This window comes from Cryptosporangium minutisporangium, assembly GCF_039536245.1.
GTDB classification, from domain to species: Bacteria; Actinomycetota; Actinomycetes; order Mycobacteriales; family Cryptosporangiaceae; genus Cryptosporangium; species Cryptosporangium minutisporangium.
In genome coordinates this window covers 1-6,125 of sequence record NZ_BAAAYN010000008.1, presented here as the reverse complement: position 1 = coordinate 6,125, position 6,125 = coordinate 1, and the positions used below count along the sequence as shown (strand labels likewise).

The window sequence follows — 6,125 nt, the reverse complement described above, 5'->3', positions numbered from 1 at the left end:
GCCCGCCCGGTTCGCCGGGCGGGCCGTCTCCGTTCCCACGGGCCGTCAATCCGCGCCGTGGTTGTCGCGCTATCCGGGCGACGGGTCACGTGGTTGTCGCGCATCCCGGGCGATGCGCGGCGTGGTTGTCGCGCCTTCCGGGCGACGCATCAGATGGATGTCGCGCCTTCCGGCCATGGCACGGGAGGCGCGACATCCATCGCGGCGGTCACCCCGAAACGGCGACAACCAGCGTCAGCTGGCGGCGCGTCGGTCAGAAGATCGAGGCGAGCGTCTCCAGCACGTTGCCGTAGAAGCTGCCCTCCAGGTCGCGGAAGAGCTGGAACGGGTGGCTCGGCTCCCCGATGAACGGGCGGAGCGTCCAGGCGAGCTGGGTACCGACGAAGCCGAAGAGCAGCACCCAGACGTAGAGCAGCCGGGTGTTGACCGGCCGGTCGAACGCTCCGGGCACCGACGCCGGGTGGGCCGGTGCTCCGGTGACCTGCGCCGGAGCGGCCGGCGCCCCGTGCGGCGTCGGCGCGGCGTGCGGCGTCGGCGCGGCGTGCGGCGTCGGCGCCCCGTGCTGCGTCGGCGCGGGGTGGCTGACCGGACCGGCGGGAGTGCCGTGCGCGGGCCGAGCGTCGTACGGGGCCGGCCAGCCGTAGCCGTACGGTGCGAGGCGGGGGCGTGCGTCCGGCTCGTGTCCGGACAGTCGATTCAGCCCGCGCATCCCGTCGACCATCACGCTCAGCCCGACGAACCCGGTGAGCATCAGGATCAGCACGTTGAGCAGCTTGAAGAACGCGTAGTCGTTCGCCGTCACCAGGAAGAACAAGCTGATCGGCGCGAACGCGAGGGTGAGCGCGCCGGTGACCGTGATCGCGACGAGCACCAGCGCGAGTGCCTGCCGGATCGAGAGCCGCGCACCGAACACCAGGTTGAACAGGTAGAGCGTCGGCAGGCAGATCCCGAGCGTGAGCAGGAACAGCAGCGGCAGCTTGACCGCGGAGGCGAACGCCTGCAGCGGCCCGGCGGAGGCGCCCAGCACCAGACCGTAGATGGCGAGCGAGACGACCGAGCTGACCAGCATCCGACGCAGGACCGCGTTCAGCTGGTGCTCGGCGAGGATCTCGCGCCAGAGGCCCTCCCGGTCACGGAGGATGCGCTCGATGATCAGCGTCTTCGGAGGCGCGACGGCCGGGGGCGCGACGGCCGGGGGCGCGACGGCCGGAGGCGCGACGGCCGGAGGCGCGACGGTGGGGTCCGCGACATCGGCCGGCGCGGGCGTCACGGCGGCGGGGGCTGGAGGGGCGGCGGCGGGCGGGGGTGCCTCGGGCGCGGGCGCCGCGAACGCTGCCGGAGCGATGGCCTCGGGCGCCGACGTCACCGGCGCTTCGCTCCCGTTAAGTCCTGAATCGACCTCGTCGTCCGTTCCGGCTTGAGTCACCGGTTCCTCCTGTCGCGCAGGGGCACCACCGGAATAGCGGCGCACCGACAGGCGCGGAGACTAGCGGAGGTCCACAACTGGCCCATCGGGGTCCGTGGCCTCGAGGTTCTGCAGCACCCAGCGTCGCTCGTCCTCGGTGAGAGCGGCCCACCACGGCGCCCGCTCCCACCAGGGTTCCCGCGCCGGCTCCGCCGCCGGTTGCGGAGCCGGGGCACCGGGCGGTGCCACGGATTGCTCGGCGCGCCGGGCCCACCAGACCGTGCCGGTCGCGCAGGCCGCGCCGAGCACGGTCACGACGGCGGTCGAGAGGAGGCTCACCGCCGCAGAATACGGCGGCAACGCCCGTCCCAGTAGTGAACCGCTCCCCCGGCCGACCCGTTTCAGGAGTGCAGCACTGCGAGCCGCGGGAAATGATCGCTGACCGGCCCGATGGAAGGACCTGCGTGAAGCACTCGATGGACTTGGGCATGTTCCGGCAGGGCAACCACAGCCCGTCGTACTTCACCCTCGCGCGCAGCATGGGTTCCGGCTCCGAGGACCTGTCGGACTTCTGCATCCCGTGCAACCCGTACTTCCCGACCCCGGACATGTTCGCCGAGCTGTCGGCCAAGCTCGAGACGATCCTGAAGTACTACCCCACCGACGCCGGCGCGATCACCGGCCAGCTCGCCAGCCTCCTCCAGATGCCGCCGCAGACGATCGCGATGGGCAACGGGTCAACCGAGCTCATCACCTGGATCGACCACCTGATGATCCAGGAGAGCATGGCCACGCCGGTGCCCACGTTCGGGCGCTGGACCGACCAGTCGCTGGAGACCGGCAAGCGGGTGGACATGTTCCAGCTCCCGGAGGCCGGTGGCTTCGCGCTGGACATCGACGCCTACGTCGACTTCATCCGCGAGCGCAACTCGCGGGTCGCGGTGGTCTGCAACCCGAACAACCCGGACGGCAACTACATCCCCAAGTGGGAGGTGCTCCGGCTGGTCGACTCGTTGGCCGACCGCGACCTGGTGGTCGTCGACGAGTCGTTCATCGACTTCGTGGACGCCGAGCCCCGCCCGTCGATCGCCCAGGAAGCGATGCTGCGGCACAACGTGCTGGTGCTCAAGAGCCTGGGGAAGAACTTCGGGCTGCACGGTATCCGGTTCGGGTACGTCGTCGGCAACCCGGCGCTGGTCAAGAAGATCGGCTCCCGGCTGCCGAAGTGGAACCTCAACTCGCTGGCCGAGACCGTGATCTTCATGCTCCGCGACCACCTGGCCGAGTACCGGGAGAGCCTGCGGCTGCTGGCCAGGGACCGCTACGAGATGCTGACCGAGCTGCGCCGCATCCCCGGCATGCAGGTCTTTCCCTCGCAGGGCAACTTCGTGCTGGTCAAGCTGCCCGCCGAGGTGGAGGGGCCGCGCCTGCGCGACTACCTACTGTCCCGGCACGGCGTGCTGATCCGGGAGTGCGGCAACAAGCTCGGCATCACCAGCCAGTTCGTCCGCCTGGTCGTGCGTCCGCGGGAAGACACCGAGCGGCTGCTGAACGGCATCCGCAGCTACCTGACGTCGTCGTTCTCCGAGTCACTGGAGGGCGCGACGCCGCTGGACCTGGCCGGCCGGTTCGCGGAGCCGAGCGGCGTGAAGACCGGGACGCACTCGGTGCTCGACGACCCGCTGGGCGACCGGGTGGTGCCGCTACTCGGCTCCGAGACGATGTCCGGCCCGCGGATGACCCGCACCGGCACCCGTTGACCTCACCACCGCGTCAGTAGGACTCCTTCAGCACCCGCAGGTGGGTCCAGGATTCCAGCCCGAGGACGCCCGGCAACGCCCGGACGTCCTCGAGCAGTTCGAGCGTCTCGTCGGCCTCGTCGGTGACCGCGGTGCAGATCACGTCGGCGCGTCCGATCGCGGTCGCCATCTGCCGGCACCGCGGGATGGTGCTCTCCGAGGAGCCCAGCACCCGCAAGCGGCTGCGCTGCCCGTACCACTACTGGACGTACGAGGTGGACGGGGCGCTCTGCGGCACGCCGTACTGGGACCGCACCAAGGGCTCCGCGCCGGACGACGCGACCCGCGACGCGCTGGCGCTACTGCCGGTCCGGCACACCGAGTGGGCGGGCATGGTGCTGGTCTGCCTCGGTGAACCGGAGCGGAGCGCCGACGAGACCCTGGCGCCGCTGCGCGAGCGGTGGGCTCCGGTCGACCTGGAGCGGCTCCACCTCGCCGCCGAGGACCGGTACGAGGTCGACGCGAACTGGAAGCTCGTCGTCGAGAACTTCCTCGACTTCTACCACCTGCCGTTCGTCCACCCCCAGGTCGGCCCGGCAGCCGCCGCTCCGGACATCGAGGACGTCGTCCTCGCCGACGACATCCTCGGCGGCTGCTATCCGCGGGGCGCGGCCGGGAAGGCGGCGAAGACCGAGACGCCGCTCCCGATATTCGGGGACGTACCAGCAGCACTCCGCGACCGCCAGGACATCTTCTGCCTCTTCCCCAACGCGCTGGTGTTCCTCGAGGCGGATTGGTTCCAGGTGATCGGTTTCGAACCGGTCGCCGCGAACCGTACCGTCGAACACATGGCGGTGTTCGTCGACAGCTCCGCGTCCGGGCCGGAGTTCGCCGACGCCCGGAAGGCGCTGACCGCGGTCCTGTTCGAGGTCAACGACCAGGACGTTCCGATCTTGGAGCGGATGCAGCGGGGACGCTCCTCCCCGGCCGCCGACCGCAACCACCTGCTGCCGCACTGGGACCAGGTGACCGCCCGGTTCCAGGTGCTGGTGGCAGCCGCGCTCGAGGAGGGCTGATGAGCGTCGCCGCATCGTCCCCGACCGGTGCCGAGACCGGTCGGGGCCCGACGGAGTGGGCACTGCGCTGCGAACTCGCCGCGGTGTACCGGCTCGTCGACCACTTCCGGATGACCGACCTGATCTACACGCACATCTCGCTGCGGCTGCCGGGCCCGGAACACCACTTCCTGATCAACCCGTACGGCCTCCTGTTCAGCGAGATCACCGCGTCCAGCCTGGTCAAGATCGACCTGGACGGGAACCCGGTCGACCCGCCGCCGGCCGTGCCGACGGGATTCGGGGTCAACCCCGCCGGGTTCGTCATCCACAGCGCGGTGCACCGGGCGCGCCCCGACGCCCACTGCGTGCTGCACACCCACACGCGCGCCGGCTGCGCGGTGGCGGCGCAGCGCGACGGGTTGCTCCCGCTGAACCAGATGTCGATGGAGTTCTACGGCCGGGTGGGCTACCACGCCTACGAGGGTGTCGCGCTCAGCCTCGCCGAGCAGGAGCGGCTCGTCGCCGACCTCGGTCCGCACCCGGCGTTGATCCTGCGCAACCACGGGCTCCTCACGGTCGGCGGCACCGCGGGGCAGGCGTTCCTCCGCATGTACTACCTGGAGCGGGCCTGCGAGATCCAAGTCACGGCGCAGTCGACCGGCGTACCGCTGGTGTTGCCGGAGCCGGAGATCTGCGAGCGCGCGGCCCGGCAGCTCACCGGCGAGCCGCTCGACGACCCGGAGCTCGGCGGCGAGGACGACTACGTCGACGCCGACGCGGGCGCACTCGCATGGGGTGCGCTCCGCCGCTTGGCCGACCGCATCGCTCCCGACCTCGCGACCTGAACCGCTCGGTGCCGCGCGGCCCGGCGTCTCGGCGGCCCAGTGTCTCGGGGCCTTAGGGCCTCTGCGCCCCGGCGGAGGGTCCGATCACGTGCCCCCCACCTCACGGACCTCCACCGGGACGCGAGCCGACGGGCTCCCGGGATCGCGAGCCGCTATCCTCCCGAGAACCTCACGGAGATCACTTTCTCTGGGCAGCGCAGAGTAAGGGAAGAGCCCTAATAGGACGACGTGGCCTTTCTGGCCTGTCCCGCTGCCGGGAACCGTCGGCGGGACAGGACAGGACACGCCGACGGCCACTGCTCCGCGGGGTTCGACGAGGGAGAAGACCGGGATGAACCAGCCCTCGGCCGGGAGACCGTCGCCGGCCCAGGTAGGCACCGAGGAAGAACTCCGGAGGTACCTCCGGGCACTGATGCAGGCGCGGACGAACGTCCGTGCGGTCGCGGCCGAGACCGGCCTGTCGAAGACGACCGTCAACGAGCTCCGGATGGGACGCCGCCGGGTCAGCCTGGACGCGTTGACGAAGGTCGTCACCGCGTACGCGCCGGACGAGGTCGCCGCGGCACGGCAAGCGTGGCATCGGGTCCAGCCACCACGCCGCCCGCGCCGCCCCGCCAACCCGGCGCCCGCGAACGAGGCCGGCGCGACCAACGCGGCCGGTCCGACGGACCTTGCCGGGCCGGCTGACGCTGCCGCCACCCCAGAGACGCTCGGGACCGCTGGGGCCGGCGGAACCGATGGGACCGCTGGGAGGCCTGGAGCGGACACGGCCTCGGGAGGAGCTGCGGCGGAGTCCGGCCCCGCGCCGACGGACGCTGCGGAGCCCTCCGAAGCGACCTCGCATTCCGCGCGCGGCGCCGCTGCTGCACCGGCCTCGGCGACGCCGGCCGACGCGGATGCCGCAAACACACCGGCCGGGACGGCTCCCGCCCACACGGCCGCCGCCGGCACGGCCGGCGGGAAGGCTGCGGCTGGCACGGCCGGCGGAACGGCTGCGGCTGCCCGGACGACCGGTGCCACGCCGATCCCTCCGCCAGTGGCCGCCGCGACGGCGAAGCACGCAACCTCCGGCGCTGCC

6 protein-coding genes and 1 pseudogene are annotated in these 6,125 nt (G+C 71.6%); 4 read left to right on the top strand and 3 right to left on the bottom strand.

Annotation, left to right across the window (positions count from 1 at the left end; translation table 11 throughout):
- Positions 1-253: 253 nt before the first annotated feature.
- Both ABEB28_RS07190 and ABEB28_RS07185 read right to left on the bottom strand, forming a co-directional pair.
- Positions 254-1,426 (bottom strand): hypothetical protein, encoded by a 1,173-nt coding sequence (locus tag ABEB28_RS07190; RefSeq protein WP_345727197.1) that lies wholly within the window; start codon positions 1,424-1,426, stop codon positions 254-256.
- A 60-nt stretch (positions 1,427-1,486) separates the two neighbouring features.
- A complete protein-coding gene (locus ABEB28_RS07185; RefSeq protein WP_345727196.1) occupies positions 1,487-1,744 on the bottom strand; it encodes a hypothetical protein in 258 nt (85 codons plus the stop codon).
- A gap of 125 nt (positions 1,745-1,869) precedes the next feature.
- Between ABEB28_RS07185 and ABEB28_RS07180 the strand changes: the two genes are divergently transcribed.
- The gene (locus ABEB28_RS07180; RefSeq protein ID WP_345727195.1) at positions 1,870-3,165 is read left to right on the top strand and encodes a pyridoxal phosphate-dependent aminotransferase; all 1,296 of its coding nucleotides are present in this window, start codon (positions 1,870-1,872) and stop codon (positions 3,163-3,165) included.
- 13 nt (positions 3,166-3,178) lie between these two features.
- Here ABEB28_RS07180 and ABEB28_RS07175 read toward each other — a convergent pair whose 3' ends face one another.
- On the bottom strand, positions 3,179-3,334 hold the full coding sequence (locus ABEB28_RS07175) for a hypothetical protein (protein WP_345727194.1): 156 nt from the start codon (positions 3,332-3,334) through the stop codon (positions 3,179-3,181).
- A 16-nt stretch (positions 3,335-3,350) separates the two neighbouring features.
- Here ABEB28_RS07175 and ABEB28_RS07170 point away from each other — a divergent pair, with 16 nt between their 5' ends.
- The 3 genes and pseudogenes from ABEB28_RS07170 to ABEB28_RS07160 all read left to right on the top strand — a co-directional run.
- Positions 3,351-4,220 carry an aromatic ring-hydroxylating oxygenase subunit alpha gene (locus ABEB28_RS07170; protein WP_345727193.1) on the top strand — a complete coding sequence of 290 codons (870 nt, stop codon included), beginning with the start codon at positions 3,351-3,353 and terminating at the stop codon, positions 4,218-4,220.
- Positions 4,220-5,047 (top strand): class II aldolase/adducin family protein, encoded by an 828-nt coding sequence (locus ABEB28_RS07165; protein WP_345727192.1) that lies wholly within the window; start codon positions 4,220-4,222, stop codon positions 5,045-5,047. The genes ABEB28_RS07170 and ABEB28_RS07165 overlap by 1 nt, the downstream gene beginning before the upstream one ends.
- Positions 5,048-5,378: 331 nt before the next feature.
- A pseudogene (locus ABEB28_RS07160) lies at positions 5,379-6,125 on the top strand (hypothetical protein); the annotation flags it as partial.

What these genes read in the sequence shown, in the direction of transcription:
- ABEB28_RS07175 (WP_345727194.1), bottom strand. Translation starts at nt 3,334, where the DNA reads ATGGCGACCGCGATCGGACGCGCCGACGTGATCTGCACCGCGGTCACC.
- ABEB28_RS07170 (WP_345727193.1), top strand. Translation starts at nt 3,351, where the DNA reads ATGGTGCTCTCCGAGGAGCCCAGCACCCGCAAGCGGCTGCGCTGCCCG.
- ABEB28_RS07165 (WP_345727192.1), top strand. Translation starts at nt 4,220, where the DNA reads ATGAGCGTCGCCGCATCGTCCCCGACCGGTGCCGAGACCGGTCGGGGC.